The following is a 21949-nucleotide window of genomic DNA, read 5'->3' as shown; positions in this document are numbered from 1 at the left end:
TGTTTCGCTTTGAAATGAGTTTTCTGCTCACAAATGTTAAATAAAGTTACCAATAAAAAGACAGCGTATTCTTTTTAGTACTCATTGTTTAATGTTTAGGCGTCCATATTCACTTTAACACTGAATCATCCTAAATTTCTGTGGCAATGCTTTCACGTGTAAACGGCTTGGGTACAGGCTCGCCCTTGTATTGACGATCAGCAAAATAGCTGGAACGAACCATTGGCGCACTCCATATATTTTTAAACCCTAATAACTCACCATGTGCTTGATAATGTTCAAACTCTTTCAATGAAACAAAACGATGTATTGGGGCATGAGATTTAGACGGCTGTAAGTATTGACCAATGGTGACATAGTCCACCTGATAGTCACTGAGGTCATTCAGCAACACAATAACTTCTGCTTCGACTTCACCCAATCCCACCATCAAGCCACATTTCGTTGCGATGTCTGGACGTAAATGCTTAAACCGTTTTAACAGTTCCAAGGAATGTTGATAATCTGAACCTGGACGCATTGCACGGTACAAACGAGGGACCGTTTCAATATTATGATTAAATACATCTGGCGGGGTTTCGCTCAGAATGTTGACGGCAACTTCTAATCTGCCCCGAAAATCAGGGACTAAAATCTCAATTAGCGTATCTGGGCTACTTTTACGGATTTCTCGAATACATGCAGCAAAGTGTTGTGCTCCACCGTCAATAAGATCATCACGGTCTACTGAGGTAATCACCACATAGTTTAAATTTAGATTTTTAACGGTTTCTGCTAAATGTTTCGGTTCATCAGCATCCAAAATATTGGGACGTCCATGGGCCACATCACAAAATGGGCATCGACGGGTACAAATATCTCCCATAATCATAAAGGTCGCTGTTCCTCCACCAAAGCATTGTGGCAAATTGGGGCACGCGGCTTCTTCACATACGGTATGTAGTTTTTGTTGACGTAATAAATTTTTAATACGTTGCACTTCTTCAGGCTGGCTGATCTTGGCGCGAATCCATTCAGGCTTTTGTGGGATCTGTTCTGTACTGATAATTTTTACTGGAATACGTGCCAATTTATCTGCACCACGTAGTTTTTGTCCCGTGGTGACTGAAACTTTTAAATCCATTTTAAATAGTCCATTAAATAAAATAATTTAATATAAAATGACATTTTTATCTATGATGTCAAATATATTTAAAATATTTATCAATATAATAAAAGAGTGCAAAATATTAATATTATAAAATAAAGGTTGGTTAAAGGTTTGATTTTTTAAGTTTTTGAAAATTATAAAAATTTACAAATATTTTTTGCTTTATAAAGTACTGTTTTTAATATTTTTATTGTGTTTTATAAAGAAATATTTTTTTAGTCTAATATTAATTTTGAATGAAATAATTTTATATAAATATACGGATTTTAAATACCAGTGTTTATTTTTAAATATATGGTTTTTACTTTTAACTGTGAGCATGAAGGAATAAGTATATGCAATTAACGGAAGAGCAATTGCTAGCAGCATACAGACGGATGCGAGATATTCGTGAGTTTGAGGATCGACTTCACGATGAAAATAATACAGGTGATATTCCCGGATTTATCCATCTTTACAGTGGTGAAGAAGCGGTAGCCGTTGGAATTTGTGAAAATTTGACCGACAAAGATTTTATTACCTCAACCCATCGTGGTCACGGTCACTGCATTGCCAAAGGATGTGATATTCACGGCATGATGTTGGAAATTTTTGGTAAAGACGATGGTTTGTGCCGTGGCAAAGGCGGTTCAATGCACATTGCTGATCTAGACAAAGGTATGTTGGGAGCCAACGGTATTGTCGGTGGCGGGCCGCCTTTGGCAATTGGAGCTGCGTTAACCGCAAAAACCTTAAAGACGGGTGGAATTGGTCTGTCATTTACTGGGGATGGTGGTTCTAACCAAGGTTTGACCTTTGAAGCGATGAATATGGCTGTGGTTTTAAAACTCCCAGTGATTTTTGTTTTTGAAAATAATGGTTTTGGTGAAGGTACTGCGCATGATTATGCAGTCGGAAGCAAAGACATTGCAGGTCGTGCTGCGGCTTTTGGTATGCCTGCTGAAAAAGTAGATGGGACAGATTTCTTTGCTGTGTATGAGGTCGCCCAAAAAGCTATTGAACGTGCACGTCGTGGCGAAGGCCCAAGTGTGATTGAAACCATTACCAATCGTTTTTATGGACACTTTGAAGGTGACCCAGGACTGATTCGTTCAAAAGAAGAGCTCGATTATGTCAAAGAGCATAAAGATCCGTTGAAAATTTTCCGTGAAAAAGTCAAAGGCAAGATTGCTGAAGCCACACTGGATGCAATTGATGTTGAATCAAAAGCCAATGTCGATGCTGCTGTCGCAAAAGCACGTGCTGCCAATTATCCAGAACTTTCTCAACTTCTTACCGACGTTTATGTCTCTTACTAAAGGAATAGTAAAGCAATGCCAAATAAAAGTTATCGAAACGCGATTAAAGAAGCGATTGAATCAGAAATGCGCCGTGACCCAAGCGTGATTGTTGTCGGTGAAGATGTCCGTGGCGGGCATGGCGGTAAAAATACGGATGACAATAAACTCGAAGGCTTTGGCGGTGTACTTGGTGTCACCAAAGGGCTATGGACAGAGTTTGGTTCAGAGCGTGTGATCGATACCCCGATTACTGAATCTGCAATTATTGGAATGGCAGCAGGGGCTGCTGCAACAGGTTTACGACCTGTGGCTGACCTAATGTTTATGGACTTCTATGGCGTATGTCATGACATGTTGTATAACCAAGCGGCCAAATTTCGTTATATGTTTGGTGGAAAAGCCAAAGCGCCTTTGGTGGTTCGAGGCATGATCGGCGCAGGCTTTTCTGCTGCCGCACAACATTCACAATCCCCGTATAACGTTTTTGCTGCTGTACCCGGTTTAAAAGTCGTGGTGCCATCTAGTGCGTATGATGTAAAAGGCTTATTGATCCAAGCCATCCGTGATGATGATCCCGTGGTTTTTTGTGAACATAAATTGCTTTATGACATCAAAGGTGAAGTTCCAGATGAACCATATACCATCCCTTTTGGTGTGGCAAATTACACCCGTGAAGGAACCGATGTCATGATTATTGCCCTAAGTTTAATGGTGCATCGTGCCAATGAAGTCGCGGATAAGCTTGCCAAGGAGGGGATTTCTGTAGAAGTTGTCGATCCAAGAACGATTTCTCCACTGGATGAAGAAGGCATTTTAGAATCTGTCGCGTCAACAGGGCGTGTAGTGATTGTTGATGAGTCTGCTGCCCGTTGTGGTTTTGGGCATGATGTGGCTGCATTGATTGCACAAAAAGGCTTTCATTATCTCAAAGCACCCATTGAACTGGTGACACCACCGCATTCACCTGTGCCATTTTCACCAGTATTAGAAAAACAATGGCTACCAAGTGTAGAACGTATCGAACAGGCTGTACGTAAAACGTTGGAGGCTTAGGATGAGCGAAATTAAAACTTTAGAAATCCCAAAATGGGGTTTATCGATGGAAGAGGGCACCATTGCCCAATGGTTGATTCAAGAAGGTGAGCAGTTTAGTAAAGGACAAGAAATTTGTGAAATTGAAACCACAAAAATCGTCAATGTCCTTGAAGCACCGTTTGATGGTACCTTGCGTAAAATCATTGCCAATAATGGCGATACTTTAGTGGTTGGCGGGATCATTGCAATTTGTGCAGATGCGCAAGTTTCTGATGCTGAAATTGATGCCTTTGCTCAATCTTTGGCTGGTGCATCTATTGTCAATGAAAGCAAAACTGTTGAAGTGGTTACTGAAAAGCAGACGGCAACTCAGCCTGAAACCAAGACACAAGCTGTGCCTAAACAGAATCATACTGAGCAGGTATCAAAAGCTATTGCCCAAAATGGCTATTTAATTCCTGCGGTATTACAAGGTTACCAACATGTTGAGGATGTTTTTGCAACACCACATGCCTTGAAATTGGCTGAAAAGCATCAAGTGAATTTGGCGCTGGTTTCAGGCTCAGGGCGTGAAGGTCGTATCAGTGTGCAAGACATTCAAACCGCAGTTCAAGCTGCGGGTGGATCATGGCCCGATATTCGACAGCAACCGAGTGGTAAGGTGGCGAAATCTAAAGCAGATGATAGCCAAGTGTTGGCAACACCAGTTGCACGTCGTTTAGCCAAACAATGGGGCATTAATTTACATGACTGCCGTGCCTCAGGCTCCAGAGGGCGTATTTGTAAGGAAGATGTGGAAGCAGTTTATCAGCGTGAAAACCCTGCACCTGCCCAAAATAGCGCTGATGTAACGTTGACTGAAACTGCCAAGGTGACCACCGTTGCGATGAATGGTATGCGTAAAGCCATTGCTTCACGCTTACAGACAGCAAAACGCAATGCACCACACTTCCGTTTAACCGTAAATTTAAATGTAGATGCCATTCAGGGATTACGTCAGCAAATTAATGCCACTGTGCCGCAAGTGAAATTGTCAATCAATGACATGCTGATTAAAGCGGCAGCAGCTGCATTGATCAAAGTGCCGCAGGTCAATGTTCAGTTTGATGAAGAGAATCAGCAGATTTTGCAGTTTGATCAGGCGGATATCTCTGTTGCTGTAGCGATTGAGAATGGCCTTATCACTCCAATCATTAAAGCTGCCAATACCAAGTCTTTGGCACAAATTTCCAATGATATGCGTGATCTTGCAACACGTGCCAAAACCGGAAAATTGGCGCCTGATGAATTTCAGGGTGGCAGTTTCAGTATTTCGAATTTAGGTATGCTCGGCGTTCAACAGTTTGACGCGATTATTAATCCACCCCAAGGTGCGATTTTAGCTTTAGGTGCAGCAGAAAAACGGGCAATTGTTGAAAATGAGAGCATCGTGATTCGACAGATGGTGACCGCGACCTTGTCTTGTGATCATCGGGTGATTGATGGTGCGTTAGGCGCACAGTTCTTGGCAGCATTTAAGCAGTTTGTTGAAAATCCTGCATTGATTTTGGTGTAGGAGCATGAGCATGTCAGACACACAATTTGATCTCATTGTGATAGGCGCTGGTCCAGGTGGCTATGTGGCTGCGATTCGTGCAGCCCAACTGGGCTTAAAAACAGCGATTGTTGAAGAACAGCATTTGGGTGGCATTTGCCTGAATTGGGGCTGTATTCCAACCAAAGCTTTATTGAGTGGCGCGGCGCTTGCACAGCAATTTAAACATTCACAACAGTTTGGTTTTTCTTTGGGTGCGATTGATTTTGATATCCAACAACTGGTACGTCATAGCCGTCAGGTGTCTGAACAGTTGGTACAAGGGATTGGGCAATTACTGAAAAAGAATCAAGTTACTGTTTTTAATGCAAGCGCTCAATTTATCGTGAAAGAACGCTTAGAACTGACTGATGCAAAGGGGCAAAAACAACAGATTTCTGCACCGCATATTATTGTGGCCACGGGTGCTAGAGCCGCCAATTTAGCGCATGTTCCTGTCGATGGACAGCATGTCTGGAGTTATAAAGAGGCTTTAGCCCCAGAACAATTACCGAAATCACTTCTGGTGATTGGTTCAGGGGCCATTGGCAGTGAGTTTGCCAGTTTATATCAGGACTTAGGTTGCCAAGTCACCTTGGTTGATATTGCCAAACAGATCCTACCCAGTGAAGACATTGAAGTTGCCAAATATGTGCAAAAGCAATTTGAACAGCATGGCATGACGGTTTTGACTGAAGCCGCTGTACAAAACATCGAAATCGACAAGGGCCAAGTACATTGTCATGTTGAAACTGCAACAGGTGTACAAACCATAACTGTTGAAAAAGTCCTTTCCGCAATCGGTGTGCAACCCAATACTCAAAATCTGGGTTTAGAAAGATTGGGTATTGAGTTTGAGCATGGTTTTATCAAAGTTGATCCGTGGTGTAAGACCAATGTGGTTGGAGTTTATGCCATTGGTGATGTCGCAGGTGCGCCATGCTTGGCACATAAAGCCAGTCATGAAGCAATTTTATGTGTGGAGAAAATTGCTGGACTGACGCATGTACATGCTTTAGATCGTAGCCAAATTCCAGGGTGTATTTTTACCCATCCGCAGGTGGCAAGTATTGGGCTAAGCGAGCAAAAAGCCAAAGCAGCAGGTTTTACAATCAATGTAGGTAAATTCCCTTTACAAGCCAATGGTAAAGCTTTGGCTTTAGGCGAGACCACAGGATTTGTAAAAACTATTTTTAATCAAGAAACAGGGGAATTGTTGGGGGCACACATGGTGGGTCATGAGGTCACTGAACATATTCAGGGCTTTGCCATCGCTAAATATTTAGAAGCCACTGATGAAAGCCTAGCACAGGTTATTTTCCCACATCCTACGTTATCTGAGGCGATGCATGAGTCGGTTTTATCGGCAATGCAACGTGCAATCCATATTTAAGGAGTCGCAACATGCCTAGAGGTCTAAACAATAAAGTCGCATTAATTACTGGTGCCGCACAGGGCATAGGACGCGGTATTGCTTTACGCTTGGCACAAGAGGGCGTACATATTGCCTTGGTTGATCTTCACCAAGAAAAGTTAACTGCTGTTCAGCAAGAGATTCAAGTATTAGGGGTAAAAGCCACCACATTTATTGCAGATGTTGCTGATCCTGTACAAATCAGCAGTGCGATTGATCATGCAGAATCGACATTAAATGGCTTTGATATCATTATTAATAATGCAGGGATTGCCCAAGTCCAAGCCTTGGCGGAAGTGAGTCCAGATGAATTTAATCGGATTATGAATATCAATGTAGGTGGTGTGCTGTGGGGAATTCAGGCCGCTGCCGATAAATTTAAACAGCGCCAGCATTCTGGCAAAATCATCAATGCATGTTCGATTGCTGGGCATGAAGGTTTTGCCTTGCTTGGTGTCTATTCAGCCACTAAATTTGCCGTTCGTGCCTTAACTCAAACTGCAGCAAAAGAATATGCCAGTGCTGGTATCACGGTAAATAGTTACTGTCCCGGTGTAGTCGGTACAGATATGTGGGTGGAGATAGATCAACGTTTTGCTGATATCACTGGTACACCCGTTGGTGAAACTTATCAGAAATATGTGGATGGAATTGCTTTAGGACGTGCCGAAACCCCAAATGATGTTGCCGCATTGGTTGCTTTTCTAGCCAGTGAGGATGCTGACTATATTACTGGACAGTCAATTTTGACCGATGGCGGAATGGTTTATCGTTAATACTGGAATGAGGAATGCATCAATGAAAGCAGCTCGTTTTTATGATAAAGGGGATATCCGTATTGAGGATGTTCCAGAACCACAGGTACAACCAGGAACTGTTGGAATCCAAGTCGCATGGTGTGGTATTTGTGGCACAGATTTACATGAATTTATCGATGGTCCAATTTTTATTCCTCCGTGTGGTCATCCGCACCCGATTTCGGGTGAAGCTGCACCCGTGACTATGGGTCATGAGTTTTCAGGTGTGGTGTACGCTGTAGGGGATGGCGTGGATGATATTCAGGTGGGGCAACATGTTGTGGTTGAGCCTTATATCATTGCAGATGATGTTCCGACTGGACCACATGATAATTATCACTTGTCAAAAAATATGAATTTTATTGGTCTAGGTGGTCGCGGTGGTGGGCTATCTGAAAAAATTGCGGTACAACGCCGTTGGGTACATCCCATTTCTGACCAAATCCCCTTGGATCAAGCCGCATTGATTGAACCTTTATCTGTCGGACATCATGCTTTTGTAAGAAGTGGAGCACAGTCAGGTGATATTGCCTTGGTTGGTGGAGCGGGCCCGATTGGATTGTTATTGTCTGCAATTTTAAAGGCTAAAGGCTTAACTGTCATCATTACCGAGCTCAGTGCAAAACGTAAAGAAAAAGCCTTAGAAGCGGGTGTTGCCGACTATGTGCTAGATCCATCTCAAGTGGATGTTGTGGCTGAAGTAATGAAAATCACCCAAGACCGTGGGGTGGATGTGGCTTTTGAATGCAGTAGTGTCAATAAGGTCATGGATACACTGGTGGCAGCCATGAAACCGACGGGTGTGGTAGTGATAGTTTCGATCTGGAGTCATCCTGCAACGATTAATGTACATAGTGTGGTGATGAAAGAGCTGGATATTCGCGGCACGATTGCCTATGTCAATGATCATCAAGAAACCATTCGCTTGGTTGAGCAAGGTAAAATTAATTTAGAACCTTTTATTACCCAAAGAATTGCTTTAGATGATTTGGTTTCGCAAGGCTTTGAAACCTTGATTCATAACAACGAATCTGCGGTCAAGATCATTGTGCATCCTTAGTAGATCGAATGCGCCTTTATTCAATGCAAATATTGGCAAATAATGAAAATGATCTGTGAACAAATATGAGTGTTGTTCACAGATCGATTTAAGCTGATCTCTGCTGTTGTATTAAGAGTTATTGTCACTGAGCTTAACGTTGTTTTGTGAAGCCTTATTATTTAAGGATTGATGAGCGCCCCAATTAAACTTTTGTGCGCAAATCCCAAGGCCTACGATAAGTAAGGCCAGTACACTGGTGTATGCAACTTCTTTAAAATAAGTTCCTTCAATAACCATTGTAATTAATGCACCAATAATAAAGACAATCACCAGATAGGTCAGCCAAGGGAATAACCACATTTTAAATGGAATATTTTCACCTTCGACTTCGAGTTTTTTACGCAACTTTAATTGTGAAAAAGCAATTGCAAGATATACATAGAGAGATACTGTACCTGTTGTCAGCATGAGTACATCATAAATATTCATACTTTCAGTCGCGGTAAAATAAACGGCAACGAATGAAAACAGACTCGAAAAAATGACGCCAATCCATGGGCTGTTATTACGATTGGTCAATGCAAAGCTCTTCGGTGCATCTCCTCGTTTAGAAAGCGAATATACCATGCGAGAGCAGGTGTAAAGCGCCGAGTTAAAGCAACTACATACTGAGGTCAAGACCACAAAATTGACAATATGACGTGCTTCAGGAATACCCAGTGCTGTTAGGGTTACACTGTATGTCCCCCAAGTTGGATCTTTTAATAAAGGGTTGTTATGTGGAATTAAGCAAACAGTAATCAACATTGAGCCGACATAAAATAAAATGATCCGCCATACGATTGAGTTGGATGCTTTGCGGATTTCTTTGGCTGGATTTTTGGTTTCAGCGGCTGCAACAGTCACAATTTCTGCGCCCATATAGGCAAACATTACACCGAGCAAGGCAGTAATGACTGAAGAAAAGCCATTCGGCATAAACCCTTCAGCTGTTAAATATGTAACACCACCGACCATAGTGGCATCACCCCAAGGCCATATATGTAAGATGGCTAAACTTCCGATCACCAAGAATAGAATAATGGCAATGACTTTGATTAAGGCAAACCAAAACTCAAATTCGCCATAGTTTTTAACATCACGTAAATTAATCCAAACTAAACTTACAATAACAAGGAGCATATAGCCCCAAATGGGAATAAATGGAAACCAGTTATTGAGAATTTTGCCTGCAACAAAGGCTTCCCATCCCATTAGTAAAGTCCAAAAGGACCAATACAGCCAGCCAATCGAAAATCCGGCCCAACGACCAATGGCACGGTCTGCATAAGTTGAAAATGAGCCACTGTCAGGATTCAGTACTGCCATTTCACCCAGCATACGCATGATCAGTAGAACCAATAATCCGCCGAAAGTGTAGGCAAGGATTGCAGCTGGTCCTGCATCGTAGATCACATTTCCCGAACCAACAAATAATGCACCGCCAATTACACCGGCAATCGAAATCATGGTGAGGTGGCGAGATTTAAGTCCATTTTTTAAGCCTTGTGACGAATCTAGCTTGGAAGTAGATTGATTTCCAGTCATATTATTTCCCTTAATATCAAGCATATAATTACAATTGAGCGCTATGCTATTTTTTAATGATCTATCCTTTGAAATGTAGCTAAGTGATTAAGCACTGAATGAAGATGAGGTTAACTTTGCTCAATCGCATGTTTTGTAAACAGGGGAAGGATTACCCTTTGGCGACTAAACTGTTTACATACTTTTTATGTATTCGATTAATTTGGCTTTTTTGTTATCAGGTGACGAGAGCCACTTTTTATCTATTCAAAGGAGCCAATTATTTTAAAAATGTGAAAAAGGCGAGGAAAAAATATGTACAGAAAAATCAAGTTGTTCAATAAAATGAACAATATTCTATGGTTTTGTTGATGTTTTAACGCGGGTAAAAATGAAGTTAAACTTCAAAATGGAATTTTAATGGATCTCTGATTTTTTAATAATTGAGTGTCGGAATACCAGCATCACGTAAGCATTTCAGCAAAATACCGAAAGCGACAAAAATAGCTTGTTCATTAACACAGGCGAAACCGAGTAATAGACCTTTCTGTTGAGTAGAATATTGTTTTGTATAGTATTGTGACAGTGCTCTGACTTTTACCCCTTGATCAAGCGCGTTCGAGGCAATCAAAACATCATCACTGTGACTTGGTAATTTTAAAATTAGGTGTAAACCTGCTGCTGTATTGTATTCGTGTAGGAAATCTTGCCCTAAATGGCGGTAAATTAAATCAATTAAAAATGCATGGCGTTTGCTATAAAGTAAACGCATACGTCGAATATGTGCGCCATAATGCCCCTCACGAATAAACTCAGCCAATACTTTTTGATCGATTAAATGTCCTCCTCGATAGAGTTCTGCTGAGACAATGCGTAATGGTGAAAACAGTTTTTTGGGTACGACCAAATAACCAATACGTAGCGCTGGATAAATGGTTTTACTGAATGTTCCCATGTAGATGACGGGTGAATCTGGTTCTAAGCCTTGTAAAGAGGGATAGGGTTGTCCTGAAAATCTGAACTCACTGTCATAATCATCTTCGACAATCCAGCTTTGGTGTTGACGTGCAAACGCGATCAGCTGTTTTCTACGTTCAAGACTTAGATGTGAACCCAATGGATACTGGTGAGAAGGCGTAACGAAGATCAGCTTAGGTGGGCATTGAGGATTAAGGTCTGGAATAATCCCATCTTGGTCAACTGGCAATGAACGTAAATTAACCCCATTAATGCGTAGAATATTGCGGGCTCCCCAATAAGCCGGGTCTTCGATCCAAACTTCATCACCGATATCAGTCAAGGTTCGCGAAACTAAATCAATAGCTTGGTGGGTACCTTCAGTAATGATGATTTGGTCTGCATCGCATTGAACTGAACGCGCAATTTTGAGGTATTCCGCGAGTTCCTGACGTAGCTCCAAACTGCCACCAGCATTGCTATAAATTAATTGATTAATTTCTGGTTCACGGCTTAAACGGGTCTGAATTCGGCTAAAAATATGATGCGGAAATTCAGTTACATCAGGTTCGCCTGGTACAAATGCCCCCCATTGGTAGGGTGATGCAGCAGAATAACCGATTAAGTAAGAACCACGTTGAGATAAGCTGTAACTTTGCTGAGATTTTTTTTCTTGAATGGGCTGATGGGGATTTTCTGCTTTGACTAAAAAAGATTCAGGTAATTCGTCTGCGACCCAAGTCCCTTGCCCAGTACGGGCATTTACATAACCTTGTGCTTGTAATTGTTCATACGCGCTTAACACGGTATTGCGAGAAACTTTAATTTCTTTTGCCAAGTCACGCGATGCTGGTAAACGAGTTTTAGGTGCCAATACACCATCAATTATGGCATTGCGTAAGCAGCGAAATAGCCGTAACTGCAAGGTTCCATCGATATCTTGCTGCAATCGTTGTAGTAAATAATCTCCAAGCAAGCTACGCAATTGGCTCTCTCCTACAAATTGAAAATGGCTCTCGTGGGCACAATGTCAACACGTGCAAAATGATCTAGTCAGACCATGATTGTTAAAAAAAATTGCTTCATCTCTGGCTGAAAAATAGCAACCCGTAAATGGCAGAAAAAAATATACACAGATCTGACTAAAAGCCCAAGCAAAAAAATCAAGCTTATTTTTTAGATCAGATTGTGCTGCTAAAACTTAGGGAATCGTAAATATCAACAAGGCTACATCAGTTTTAGTTTTTTGCAGTCGCGAGGAAATGCGTCTACATACAAAAATAGGATCATATAATGAACAGGATAGTGAGCGATCTTACACATAAGCAACAAGGGGCAATTACTTGGAATAATGATCTTCAGCCATCTGCATATTTTGATGCACTTAGCGAAGATCAATTTAGCAAAAAGAGAGGCATGCTGAACTGCCAGAAGTGGAGTCTAAGGCCTGATATTCCAGTAAAATTGATTTTGTTGGTTACGCTGCTCAGCGTAATGACAGTATCTACGGCTATTTATGCTGAGGATCTTTCTTGGGGAAATGCTGATACGGCATTGGGGAAACTGACGGTGTCAGGGTGGGTACGTGCGAATTACCAAGATAAAGATTATTCGGACAGTGACCATAAATTAAAGTTTAATGCTGCGAAACTCGACTTAAAATATGATGCCAAGACCTTGTTTGGTGGCGTGGAATATCGCTGCTATCAAAATGATACCTTGTGTGATTTTTCAACTTTGGTCAATGCCAATCTTGGTTATAAGTTAAGTGATACGAGCAGGATTAGGCTTGGACTGCAGGATATGCCCTTTGGTATAGGTCGTTTCTGGACCAGTAGTTGGTATGGGAGTTTATTGGACAATGCCGGTTTAGAAGATGTGCATAATTTAGGAATCAATTGGCAGCAGCAACTCAGCACCAATACTGTTTTGGACTTGGCTTATTTTGCTCGTGATGGTGGAAGTTTTGCAGGGGGTGGTGGAGATTCAGCGCGTTATGCAGCCAATTATGTTGAGCCTGAAGATACAACGACAGAAAATATCGAAGAAAAAAATATGTGGGTTGCACGGATTAATCAGAAAATTCAGTTCGATGATTATCCTGTTCAATTCAATGTAGGGGGATCGTATTGGTATTCGGATTTGGAAAATAATAGTAATGGGCAAACGGGTCATCGTCATGCATGGAATGTTTTTGGTCGCTTAAATTACCAAAAGGCGAATTTAACCTTGACCGCTGGGCAGAATCGTAGTGATACCAAGTCATTAAACGCTACAGACTATACAACGGTTGGTTCATTTGAATCTAAATATTTTGTTGCGAACAAAAGCAACTACTATGTAGCGAATATTGATTATCACATCAATGATTTTTATAGAGATTATGATATTACCCCTTATTATAGCTATACCGTGTTTGATAAAAATAAGTCAGGTTTTGCCACATCAACCCGACAAATCCTTGGTGCACATATGGACATAAAGCAATTTTCGTTAGCAGCAGAATATATCGTGGGGAAAAATGATGTATTTATTGGTGGTGATGCCAATTCTCTAGCAAAAGGCGATGCATCAGGGCAGAGTAAACTCCTTAATTTACTGTTTATTTATAATTTTTAGTTTTTTCGCATAACTTAAACAATGGCACCCTTTTAAAAGGTGCCATTTTTTTATCAGCTAATTTTAAAACTAAGATTTATCCGTATTTATTGAATTTTAATTTTTTTAAAAATAGAGCAAGTGTATACATTGGCTCTCTCGCACTTAATTAAAGTGGCTCTCGTTTCATACCCATAAAAGCGCACAATAAGACAAATCAATATGTCATTTGCATATCATCAATTGGGTGATATGGATGCTGAAATTTTATCATTTATGAATCAAGATTGAGGATATAAAATGGACAGTAAACACTCTGCTTTGAATACGCGTAAACAGCAGGCAACACCTCGAGGAGTTGGTGTTATGTGTCAATGGTATGCGGAGAAAGCAGAAAATGCGACAATTTGGGATCTTGAAGGCAATCAATTTATCGATTTTGCTGGTGGAATTGCGGTACTCAACACAGGTCATCGTCATCCTAAAATTATTGCTGCTGTTACTGAACAATTAACAAAATTTACCCATACAGCATATCAAGTTGTACCTTATGAAAGTTATGTATCGCTTGCCGAGCGTATTAATCAACGCGCCCCGATAGATGGTCCTGCAAAAACTTCATTCTTTTCTACGGGCGCAGAAGCTGTAGAAAATGCAGTAAAAATTGCCCGTTCATATACACGTCGCCACGGTATTGTAACTTTTGGAAATGGATTCCATGGTCGCTCATTTATGACCATGGCAATGACAGGTAAAACAGCACCTTATAAACGTGATTTCGGTGTGATGCCTGGAGGCGTTTTTCATGCGCGTTATCCAGTGGCGTCGAAAGGCATTACGATAGATGACGCAATTCAAAGCATCGAAGATATTTTTGCTGAAGATATTGCTGCGCATGATGTGGCTGCAATTGTACTTGAACCTGTGCAAGGAGAAGGTGGTTTCAATGTAGCCCCAGCGGAATTCTTAATGCGTTTACGTGCACTATGTGACTTGCATGGTATTTTGCTGATCGCAGATGAGGTTCAGTCTGGCTTTGCGCGGACAGGCAAATTATTTGCTATGAATCACTATGAAACTAAAGCTGACCTCATCACTATGGCAAAAAGCTTAGGTGGTGGTTTCCCTATCTCAGGTGTAGTTGGCCGTGCTGATGTGATGGATGCACCGAATCCTGGCGGGTTAGGTGGTACTTATGCGGGCAGTCCAATCGCGGTTGCTGCAGCACATGCAGTTATTGATGTTATTGAAAGTGAAGGTCTATGTGATCGCGCCAATGTATTGGGTGCTGAGTTGGTTTCAGTATTAAATACAATTAAGTCCACCACCAGCATTGTTACCGATATTCGCGCTTTGGGTTCAATGGTTGCAATTGAACTAGAAACAGCTGAACAAGCAAAAGCAATACAGACGCATGCAATGGAAAATGGCTTACTGATTTTAACCTGTGGCCGCAATGGTAATGTCATTCGTTTCTTATACCCATTAACAATTCCAACAGCGCAATTTAAAGATGGTCTCGCTATTTTAAAACAAGGGTTTGCAACGCTGGTTGCAGCATAAGAAATGGGGGATTGAAATGCTTCAAGATCATTTGAAATATTTATTACAGCATGCAGATATTCACTTTGAACAACCGTTAAATGGTGGCTACATCGAAGTGAGTGATGCTGCAACTCATGCGCCATTAGCATGGGTGAAAGTATCTGATCGTCAGGCGGTCGAACAAGCAATTAGCCGTTCACAAGCTGCACAAAGGATGTGGAAAGCAAAAACAGCCTTGCAGCGTGCGGATGTTTTGTGGGCATGGTACAACTTGATTTTGCAAAATCAGGAGCAACTCGCACAAATCTTGACCGCAGAGCAAGGTAAGCCTTTGTTGGAAGCACGTGGTGAAATTACTTATGCGGCATCATTTATTCGCTGGTTTGCCGAACAGGCGCGTCGTATTGATGGTGAGGTACTGACCCCAACACAGCCAAATCAGCGTTTGCTGGTTATTAAACAAGCGATTGGGGTAACAGCTGCGATTACGCCATGGAATTTCCCAGCGGCGATGATTACCCGTAAAGCTGCGCCTGCCATTGCTGCGGGTTGTTCGATGCTGGTTAAGCCTGCGGAGCAAACGCCATTAACGGCATATGCCTTAGAAGTCTTGGCAGTACAAGCGGGTTTGCCACAAGATGTATTGCTTCATATCAGTGGTGATGCAATTGAAGTCGGTAAAACACTGTGTGAAAGTGATACTGTTAAAAAGCTGAGTTTTACTGGTTCAACTCAAGTGGGCCGTATTTTAATGCAACAGTGTGCGCCAACAATCAAAAAATTATCATTGGAGCTTGGTGGCAATGCGCCAGTATTGGTTTTTGATGATGCCAATCTGGAACAAGCCGTACAAGGCATTATGCTGAGCAAATTCCGTAATAGTGGTCAGACCTGTGTTTGCGCGAATCGTATTTATGTACAAGATGGTATTTACGATGCATTGGCTGAAAAATTGACGGCTGCAGTGGCGAACTTAAAAGTTGGCGATGGTCGTCAAGAAGGCTCTACTCAAGGCCCTTTAATTGATGAAGATGCTGTTGCTAAAGTGCAATCACATATTGCAGATGCAATCAGCAAAGGGGCACAGATTAAAATTGGCGGAAAACGTTCAAGTTTAGGGGGAACTTTCTTTGAGCCGACGGTGTTAACTGAGGTGACTCAAGACATGCACATTGCAAAACAAGAAACCTTTGGTCCTTTGGCAGCATTATTCCGTTTCAGCAATGAAGAACAAGCCGTGGCAATGGCAAACGATACTGAGTTTGGACTGGCGACTTATGTGTTTACACAGAGTTCAGCACGTCAATGGCGTGTAGGTGAAGCCTTAGAATATGGCATGGTTGGTATTAATACTGGTGCTATTTCAAATGAAGTTGCGCCATTTGGTGGAATTAAACAATCAGGTCTAGGACGTGAAGGTTCTAAATTTGGTATTGATGAATATCTCGAAATGAAATATCTATGTGTGGATTTATCTGCATAAATACGTTCTTTTCATCATGCTTTTTTAAAAATCAGTCTTGCCCATTCAAGACTGATTTTTTAATTTAGGGAAAATTTAATTTGTAGCTTAGCCATTGCACAATGATCTTAGCGAATCAGCTGTTAAAGACAGCCTGAATCTATAAAGCCTTTATTGGGTTATTTTAAATCATTTCTTTCATTGATCATGGTTAATGCCCCAATGATTAATGCCTCCATACTCTGGATAAATTCCGCCTCCATTTCTGCTTCTTCAGTGGCACGTTGGGTGTCTTTAATCGGTTCTTTACCCGCCACAGAATAAATCGTATCTGCAACCGCGATACAGTGAAATGCAATGGTTGCATTTAACCAACCCGCCTGCTTTTCAGAAAGAGAATAAGCCGCAGCAACTTGATGATGATGTTTTTCAATTTTGGTAATCATCGAAGGTGTAGATGCCATGCGACGAATTAAATAGGGGGTAAAGCCGGGGTTGGACTTCACCAGTTCTCGAATTGAATGCATAAATTCAAACAGATATTGTTTTAATGGAATCGGATTTTTTTCTAAAGGCTGCGGTATTTCCCAACGAATAAAAATTTCTTCTGCAATCAAATATTTGAGATCTTCTAAACTGGCAATATGTTTGTATAACGCCATATGACTGACCCCAAGTGCAGCTGCAACGCCAACAAATGTAAGGTTCAATAAACCGATCTCAATCCCAGCATTCATGATGCGTTCATGGGTGATGGTACGTGGGCGACCGCGAGAAGACGGTTTGCTCAGAGAAGACATATTTATTCCGTAAAAATTAATTTTTTAATGTTGCCATGTGAATGGATGAGGGTCAAATCGTTTACTTTGCTTAATTAGTTTACTACAATGCAACTAAATCTATTGATATTAATTCTCATTATTGTTTGATGGCATGTCTAGCGGAGTTTTAGTCAGAATCAACTGACCAAAAGCGGATGGATGTGAACGATCAGACACAGGATTTTTACTGTTATGTGTGCAAGTCATGTAAAAGAAGTTCAGGCTCAGTATTCAAATCCATTGAATTTTATATTGCACCCAATTCGCCTCAAGTTAATTCTGGCTTCGGTCACAGCAGCGGTTGGTTCAATGCTCACCTTGGTGCCTTTGATCGCGATTACATGGGTGATCAGTACTATATTTACCGAAGTAACTACACTCGGTGGATCACAACAGGGTGACGATAAAATCCTATGGATGATGTTACTCAGTATAGGATGCTTGCTGCTCGGTATGCTTTTGTTGGCCGTCAGTGAGTTAATCGCGCATTTGGCGGATCATGAAATTACTGGGCAATTGCAAAGCAATATAACCCAGCATCTGACCCAAGTCCCTTTGGGCTGGTTTACAGGCAGAAGTTCCGGGGAAGTTAAACAAATCATGCAGGATGACATTGGTCTGTTGCATAGTTTAACTGCACATTTTTATCCCGCTGTTGGACGTGCATTCGGCACAATTAGTGTTGCTTTAATTTTTCTATTGATGATGGACTGGCGCATGGCAATTTTAGCATTACTGCCATTTTTAGGCTTTGTCATATTTTTACGCAAAGCCATGCGTGCTAGTGGAAATAATATTCAGCAATTTGCCAATCAGCTGGATCAGATCAATAGTGCCGCTGTTGAATTTATCCATGCGATACCCGTCGTCAAAACCTTTGGCAAAAGTGGTCAGGCTTCACAGGGCTATCAGCAAGCCGTTCATTCATTTGCAGATGCTTTTCGAATATTTACTCGTCCCTTAGTCAAATCTATGGCACATGCCCATGCGATGATTTCACCGATCACCATATTAGGTGTTGTACTGCTGAGTGGAACACTATTGATTTCTTTGGGTTGGCTTAAACCCATAAATTTACTGCCTTTTATGTTGGTTACACCAACCATCTGCGCCCCTGTTTTATTGTTGCATACCTTATTACATGATCTACAAGCCAGTCAGGCTGCCGCACAGCGAATTTTGGCATTATTGGATACACCTGTATTGCCGATGGCCAAAGGGAATCCACAATTACAGATTAAAGACAGCAGTATTGATTTTCATCAAGTCAGCTATGGCTATGCAGCGCAACATCAAGTGCTATCTGATCTTAATTTTTCACTTAAGTCTGGAACCATCACTGCAATTGTCGGTCCATCGGGTGCAGGGAAGTCAACCATTGCTCAGCTGTTGCTACGCTTTTTTGATCCTGTTGCAGGAAAGATCATGCTTGGTGGCGTAGATCTACGCGATATTCAAACCACCACACTTTATCAACAGATCGGATTTGTTTTGCAGGATACCCGTCTCATTCATGCCAGTGTACGTGACAATATTGCTCTCGGACGTCCAAACGCCAACCAACAAGAAATAGAAAATGCAGCAAAGGCTGCAAATATTCATGATCGAATTATGGCGTTGCCACAAGGCTATCAATCTATTGTGGGGAAAGATGCCCAGTTGTCAGGGGGTGAACGTCAAAGGATTAGTATTGCCAGAGCAATTTTACTGGACCCACCGATATTGGTGCTGGACGAGGCCACAGCTGCTGCTGATATTGAAAATGAAATTGCAATTCAGGATGCACTTTCAAAATTTGCCCAAGGTCGAACCCTTTTAGTTATTGCACATCGTTTAGATACCATTATGAATGCTGACCAAATTCTTGTCCTTGATCAAGGAAAAATTGTTGAACAGGGTACCCATGAAGTGTTGTTCGCTCAGCAAGGTTTATATCACCAATTATGGTCCTATACCGAAAAGCATGTTCATACGCAAATGGGAGAAGCATCATGCTAAAAACCTTTTCTCAATTGCTGGGTGATGATGTCACTATTCTTCACCGTTATCTGGCGATGGCAGTTGTATATGCTGTGTTTTGTGGCCTGAGCCTGATCATGTTGGCGTTGATTTTGTCTCAATTGATGCTTGTTAATCTTGATCAAATGGCGCTTTGGCTGATCTTATTATTTTTTGCAATCATCCTGTGTTGGTGTCTTCGCCGTGTAGTGGAGCAAATGGGAATTGCTGTTGGTATTGCTGTTTTAGAAAATGCCCGTTTGCGTTTGGGGCATCATGCCGCAAGTCTACCAGTCGGTTGGTTTACCCAACAAAATACCACTCAATTCAATCATCTTGTCACTCAAGGCATGATGTCGGTTGCGCAATTACCAGCGCACGTTTTTACCCCTGTGATTAGCAGTGTGATCACGCCTTTGGTCATTGTCATCGCATTGTTATGTATACATGGTGTGTTCGGCTTGATTGCATTGGTTGCGCTTCCGTTGATTGTGCTGGTCTTTAGATTGACTAGCCAAATTGCCCGTTTTACAGATGAGCGATACCAACAGAGTTTTGCTGAAACAAGCCAACGTATGGTGGAGTTCGCGCAAGCTCAATCCGTTTTACGTGCTTTTAATGGTGAAGGTCGTAGCACCCGATTTATTCATCAAGCCGTAGACCAGCAACGACATTTCGGTTTAAAGCTTATATTAATGTCGTCCTTATCAGCGGTATTGAATAGCTGGGCCATTCAAATTGTGTTTGCGATATTTTTGATTGTTACGGTGTTTTGGCTGAACATCCACAGCGCAAATCAGCTCTTATTGGCAGACATTGTCAACATTACCGTTTCACTGCTCTTAGTTTGTCGATTTATTGACACCTTGCTTGAGGTTGCAAGCTATAGCGAAGTATTGCGTAGTGCAGGCAGTCAACTTGAAGCCATACAACAGATTTTTAACGCCAAAGCATTAGCACAAGTTGAGATTTCTACAAGTCTCAATGATGCATCGATTGAATTTAAAAATGTTCAATTCCGTTATGCAGAGGATGAGCCTGATGTCTTAAAGGGTGTGGATTTATATATCCCTTCAGGCAGTATGATGGCGCTGATTGGTGCTTCTGGTTCTGGAAAAACCACTTTAGCCAAGCTCGTGGCGCGTTTTTTTGATGTCAATCAAGGGCAAGTGTTGTTAGGTGGGGTGGATGTCAAGCAATTACGCTATGAACAACTGACTACACAGATCAGTCAAATCTTCCAAGACAGCTATTTGTTTTCGGGCTCCATTGCTCAGAATATTCGTATGGGTAAAGCCAATGCAACCGATGATCAGGTGATGCAGGCAGTCCAGCAAGCGGGCATCACAGAAATGCTAGCGCGCCTTCCTGATGGTCTTGAAAGCATGGTGGGAGAGGGTGGTGTACGACTATCAGGCGGTGAACGACAACGGATTACCATTGCACGCGCGTTGATTAAAGACGCACCTATTCTTTTGGTAGATGAAGCAACTGCTGCTTTAGATGCAGAAAATCAGGCGATTATTTGTGAATTGCTGAATCGCTTACGGGGTCAAAAAACAATATTGGTGATCGCACATCAACTCTCGACAATTGCCGCTGCAGATCACATTGCGGTATTAGAAAAAGGCCGAGTGATTGAGCAGGGAACACCCGCACAATTACGCTTGTTGCATGGACATTATGCCCGTTATTTAGCGCAGGGGCAGGCGGTTAAAGGATGGCGACTAGGCAAAAATGTAAAGGTCGGAGAGCATGCCTAATGCCTGTCGTTTTATTGTTACTGTTTGGTATGTTGTGCATCGCATCCTTACTACTCGGTGCTCAGCAAATCGCATGGTTAGACTTATTTTCTGCATCCAGTGATGCATGGCTCACCCTTAGTGCAAGTCGGATTCCACGTTTGATCACGATTGTGTTAACGGGTGTGGGCTTGTCAGTGTGTGGTGTGATCTTACAGCATATTGTCCGAAATCGTTTTGTTGAACCGGGTACAACTGGGAGTTTGGATGCCGCCAAGCTTGGAATTTTAGTGTCATTAACGCTTATTCCAGCCGCAAGTGTACTCAGTAAAATGCTGTTTGCGATGCTTTTTTGTTTTCTTGCCAGTCTGATTTATATCGCCATCATTCGCCGTATCCAATTTAGGAATACCGTTTTAGTGCCCGTGATTGGTTTGATGTATGGCGGCATATTGAGTGCATTGGCAGAGTTCTATGCTTATCGCAATAATATTTTGCAGAGCATGCAAGGCTGGCTGATGGGGGACTTTTCAAGAGTCATTCAAGGCCACTATGAAATGATTTATATCATTTTGCCCATCGTGGTACTGAGCTATATTTTTGCTCATCGCTTTACGGTACTGGGGATGGGCGAGGAAATGGCCTCAAGTCTGGGGCTAGGCTATGCAAGGATGGCTGCAATTGGCTTGTTGCTGGTTGCAATCACTGTTGCAGCAACGGTGATTACCGTTGGCGCTATTCCTTTTGTAGGATTGGTGGTTCCCAATCTGGTTGCCTTGATGTATGGCGAAAACTTAGCAAAAACCTTACCTATTGTGGCTTTGGCAGGTGCTTCTTTACTGCTGGTCTGTGACCTTATCGGACGTTCTGTACTTTATCCCTTTGAAGTGCCGATTGGTTTAACTGCAGGTGGTGTCGGTGGGGTTTTATTCCTGATGTTGATTCTGAGGGGGCTTCGATCGTGACAAA

Annotated in this window: 16 protein-coding genes; 12 read left to right on the top strand and 4 right to left on the bottom strand. The window is 41.9% G+C overall.

From position 1 onward, the window contains the following. Positions 1 to 130 precede the first annotated feature (130 nt). Complete coding sequence (gene lipA / locus FY049_RS01575) at positions 131 to 1123, bottom strand: lipoyl synthase (protein ID WP_446083019.1); 993 nt, start codon at positions 1121 to 1123, stop codon at positions 131 to 133. A gap of 362 nt (positions 1124 to 1485) precedes the next feature. On the opposite strand from lipA, the gene FY049_RS01570 reads away from it, so the two are divergent. From FY049_RS01570 to FY049_RS01545, 6 genes are read left to right on the top strand one after another with little or no spacing between them, the layout of a single operon-like run. Beyond that, the gene (locus FY049_RS01570; RefSeq protein WP_034610596.1) at positions 1486 to 2448 is read left to right on the top strand and encodes a thiamine pyrophosphate-dependent dehydrogenase E1 component subunit alpha; all 963 of its coding nucleotides are present in this window, start codon (positions 1486 to 1488) and stop codon (positions 2446 to 2448) included. 15 nt (positions 2449 to 2463) lie between these two features. Continuing rightward, positions 2464 to 3483, top strand: a complete 1020-nt coding sequence (locus FY049_RS01565) for an alpha-ketoacid dehydrogenase subunit beta (protein WP_446083018.1) — start codon at positions 2464 to 2466, stop codon at positions 3481 to 3483. Between the two features lies 1 nt (position 3484). After that, positions 3485 to 5020, top strand: a complete 1536-nt coding sequence (locus tag FY049_RS01560) for a 2-oxo acid dehydrogenase subunit E2 (protein WP_446083017.1) — start codon at positions 3485 to 3487, stop codon at positions 5018 to 5020. 10 nt (positions 5021 to 5030) lie between these two features. Then, on the top strand, positions 5031 to 6431 hold the full coding sequence (gene lpdA, locus FY049_RS01555; RefSeq protein ID WP_446083016.1) for a dihydrolipoyl dehydrogenase: 1401 nt from the start codon (positions 5031 to 5033) through the stop codon (positions 6429 to 6431). Positions 6432 to 6442: 11 nt separating this feature from the next. Next, positions 6443 to 7228: an acetoin reductase gene (locus FY049_RS01550; protein ID WP_446083015.1), complete on the top strand. Its 786-nt coding sequence runs from the start codon at positions 6443 to 6445 to the stop codon at positions 7226 to 7228. A 22-nt stretch (positions 7229 to 7250) separates the two neighbouring features. Then, complete coding sequence (locus FY049_RS01545; RefSeq protein WP_446083014.1) at positions 7251 to 8309, top strand: 2,3-butanediol dehydrogenase; 1059 nt, start codon at positions 7251 to 7253, stop codon at positions 8307 to 8309. Positions 8310 to 8420: 111 nt separating this feature from the next. Here FY049_RS01545 and FY049_RS01540 read toward each other — a convergent pair whose 3' ends face one another. Continuing rightward, the gene (locus FY049_RS01540; RefSeq protein ID WP_335955506.1) at positions 8421 to 9878 is read right to left on the bottom strand and encodes an amino acid permease; all 1458 of its coding nucleotides are present in this window, start codon (positions 9876 to 9878) and stop codon (positions 8421 to 8423) included. A gap of 415 nt (positions 9879 to 10293) precedes the next feature. Next, positions 10294 to 11799 carry a MocR-like pyridoxine biosynthesis transcription factor PdxR gene (pdxR, locus tag FY049_RS01535; RefSeq protein ID WP_056513072.1) on the bottom strand — a complete coding sequence of 502 codons (1506 nt, stop codon included), beginning with the start codon at positions 11797 to 11799 and terminating at the stop codon, positions 10294 to 10296. 509 nt (positions 11800 to 12308) lie between these two features. Here pdxR and FY049_RS01530 point away from each other — a divergent pair. The 3 genes from FY049_RS01530 (at position 12309) to FY049_RS01520 (ending at position 16440) form a co-directional block, all read left to right on the top strand. Further along, a complete protein-coding gene (locus tag FY049_RS01530) occupies positions 12309 to 13433 on the top strand; it encodes a hypothetical protein (RefSeq protein ID WP_410549120.1) in 1125 nt (374 codons plus the stop codon). Positions 13434 to 13712: 279 nt separating this feature from the next. Further along, positions 13713 to 14975 (top strand): 4-aminobutyrate--2-oxoglutarate transaminase, encoded by a 1263-nt coding sequence (gene gabT / locus FY049_RS01525; RefSeq protein ID WP_224964065.1) that lies wholly within the window; start codon positions 13713 to 13715, stop codon positions 14973 to 14975. Between the two features lie 16 nt (positions 14976 to 14991). Further along, on the top strand, positions 14992 to 16440 hold the full coding sequence (locus FY049_RS01520) for an NAD-dependent succinate-semialdehyde dehydrogenase (RefSeq protein WP_446083013.1): 1449 nt from the start codon (positions 14992 to 14994) through the stop codon (positions 16438 to 16440). Between the two features lie 158 nt (positions 16441 to 16598). Here the strand turns inward: FY049_RS01520 and FY049_RS01515 are convergent, their stop codons facing one another. Then, positions 16599 to 17219, bottom strand: coding sequence for a TetR/AcrR family transcriptional regulator (locus FY049_RS01515; RefSeq protein ID WP_446083012.1), 621 nt, complete (start codon positions 17217 to 17219; stop codon positions 16599 to 16601). 213 nt (positions 17220 to 17432) lie between these two features. On the opposite strand from FY049_RS01515, the gene FY049_RS01510 reads away from it, so the two are divergent. From FY049_RS01510 to FY049_RS01500, 3 genes are read left to right on the top strand one after another with little or no spacing between them, the layout of a single operon-like run. Continuing rightward, the gene (locus tag FY049_RS01510; RefSeq protein ID WP_446083011.1) at positions 17433 to 19238 is read left to right on the top strand and encodes an ABC transporter ATP-binding protein; all 1806 of its coding nucleotides are present in this window, start codon (positions 17433 to 17435) and stop codon (positions 19236 to 19238) included. After that, complete coding sequence (locus FY049_RS01505) at positions 19232 to 21001, top strand: ABC transporter ATP-binding protein (RefSeq protein WP_446083010.1); 1770 nt, start codon at positions 19232 to 19234, stop codon at positions 20999 to 21001. Before FY049_RS01510 ends, FY049_RS01505 begins: the two co-directional genes overlap by 7 nt. After that, complete coding sequence (locus FY049_RS01500; RefSeq protein WP_056513055.1) at positions 21001 to 21945, top strand: ABC transporter permease; 945 nt, start codon at positions 21001 to 21003, stop codon at positions 21943 to 21945. The genes FY049_RS01505 and FY049_RS01500 overlap by 1 nt, the downstream gene beginning before the upstream one ends. Positions 21946 to 21949: the final 4 nt, after the last annotated feature.

The sequence above is a fragment of the Acinetobacter sp. 1125_18A genome (genome assembly GCF_052824985.1).
The sequence above is the reverse complement of the archived record's forward strand: the minus strand, read 5'-3'. Positions and strand labels throughout refer to the sequence as shown.

What these genes read in the sequence shown, in the direction of transcription:
- lipA (WP_446083019.1), bottom strand. Translation starts at nt 1,123, where the DNA reads ATGGATTTAAAAGTTTCAGTCACCACGGGACAAAAACTACGTGGTGCA.
- FY049_RS01570 (WP_034610596.1), top strand. Translation starts at nt 1,486, where the DNA reads ATGCAATTAACGGAAGAGCAATTGCTAGCAGCATACAGACGGATGCGA.
- FY049_RS01565 (WP_446083018.1), top strand. Translation starts at nt 2,464, where the DNA reads ATGCCAAATAAAAGTTATCGAAACGCGATTAAAGAAGCGATTGAATCA.
- FY049_RS01560 (WP_446083017.1), top strand. Translation starts at nt 3,485, where the DNA reads ATGAGCGAAATTAAAACTTTAGAAATCCCAAAATGGGGTTTATCGATG.
- lpdA (WP_446083016.1), top strand. Translation starts at nt 5,031, where the DNA reads ATGTCAGACACACAATTTGATCTCATTGTGATAGGCGCTGGTCCAGGT.
- FY049_RS01550 (WP_446083015.1), top strand. Translation starts at nt 6,443, where the DNA reads ATGCCTAGAGGTCTAAACAATAAAGTCGCATTAATTACTGGTGCCGCA.
- FY049_RS01545 (WP_446083014.1), top strand. Translation starts at nt 7,251, where the DNA reads ATGAAAGCAGCTCGTTTTTATGATAAAGGGGATATCCGTATTGAGGAT.
- FY049_RS01540 (WP_335955506.1), bottom strand. Translation starts at nt 9,878, where the DNA reads ATGACTGGAAATCAATCTACTTCCAAGCTAGATTCGTCACAAGGCTTA.
- FY049_RS01530 (WP_410549120.1), top strand. Translation starts at nt 12,309, where the DNA reads ATGACAGTATCTACGGCTATTTATGCTGAGGATCTTTCTTGGGGAAAT.
- gabT (WP_224964065.1), top strand. Translation starts at nt 13,713, where the DNA reads ATGGACAGTAAACACTCTGCTTTGAATACGCGTAAACAGCAGGCAACA.
- FY049_RS01520 (WP_446083013.1), top strand. Translation starts at nt 14,992, where the DNA reads ATGCTTCAAGATCATTTGAAATATTTATTACAGCATGCAGATATTCAC.
- FY049_RS01515 (WP_446083012.1), bottom strand. Translation starts at nt 17,219, where the DNA reads ATGTCTTCTCTGAGCAAACCGTCTTCTCGCGGTCGCCCACGTACCATC.
- FY049_RS01510 (WP_446083011.1), top strand. Translation starts at nt 17,433, where the DNA reads ATGTGTGCAAGTCATGTAAAAGAAGTTCAGGCTCAGTATTCAAATCCA.
- FY049_RS01505 (WP_446083010.1), top strand. Translation starts at nt 19,232, where the DNA reads ATGCTAAAAACCTTTTCTCAATTGCTGGGTGATGATGTCACTATTCTT.
- FY049_RS01500 (WP_056513055.1), top strand. Translation starts at nt 21,001, where the DNA reads ATGCCTGTCGTTTTATTGTTACTGTTTGGTATGTTGTGCATCGCATCC.